The 604-nt window shown below is 52.6% G+C and carries 6 tRNA genes; all 6 read right to left on the bottom strand.

The window, feature by feature from the left end:
• Positions 1–8: 8 nt before the first annotated feature.
• Positions 9–84, bottom strand: a tRNA-Ala gene (locus ACOMCU_RS28270).
• Between the two features lie 25 nt (positions 85–109).
• Positions 110–186: transfer RNA gene (locus ACOMCU_RS28265), tRNA-Pro, on the bottom strand.
• Positions 187–196: 10 nt separating this feature from the next.
• Positions 197–273: transfer RNA gene (locus ACOMCU_RS28260), tRNA-Arg, on the bottom strand.
• A 12-nt stretch (positions 274–285) separates the two neighbouring features.
• Positions 286–374 (bottom strand) — tRNA-Leu (locus tag ACOMCU_RS28255).
• Between the two features lie 6 nt (positions 375–380).
• A tRNA-Gly gene (locus ACOMCU_RS28250) sits at positions 381–455 on the bottom strand.
• A gap of 46 nt (positions 456–501) precedes the next feature.
• Positions 502–586: transfer RNA gene (locus ACOMCU_RS28245), tRNA-Leu, on the bottom strand.
• Positions 587–604: the final 18 nt, after the last annotated feature.

Genomic DNA, 604 nt, shown 5'->3' with positions numbered 1-604 from the left:
AAATTAATTGGTGGAGCCTAGCGGGATCGAACCGCTGACCTCCTGCGTGCAAGGCAGGCGCTCTCCCAGCTGAGCTAAGGCCCCATGATTATAGTTTTTATCTAGGAAATGGTCGGGAAGACAGGATTCGAACCTGCGACCCCTTGGTCCCAAACCAAGTGCTCTACCAAGCTGAGCTACTTCCCGTACATTTAATTGGCGCGCCCGGCAGGAGTCGAACCCACAACCTTCTGATCCGTAGTCAGACGCTCTATCCAATTGAGCTACGGGCGCTAATTATTAAAATGGTGCCGAGGGCCGGAATCGAACCGGCACGGTAGTCACCTACCGCAGGATTTTAAGTCCTGTGCGTCTGCCAGTTCCGCCACCCCGGCACATTTTGGAGCGGAAGACGAGGTTCGAACTCGCGACCCCCACCTTGGCAAGGTGGTGTTCTACCACTGAACTACTTCCGCATGTGCATAAGATTTATTTATCCTGGCAATTATGAAATTTTAAAAATGGTGCGGGTGAAGGGAGTCGAACCCCCACGCCTTGCGGCGCTAGATCCTAAGTCTAGTGCGTCTGCCAATTCCGCCACACCCGCATATTTTGTTGGCAATAA

Source organism: Lysinibacillus sp. UGB7 (genome assembly GCF_049058285.1).
GTDB lineage: Bacteria > Bacillota > Bacilli > Bacillales_A > Planococcaceae > Lysinibacillus > Lysinibacillus sphaericus_B.
This window is presented reverse-complemented; position numbering and strand designations above follow the sequence as displayed.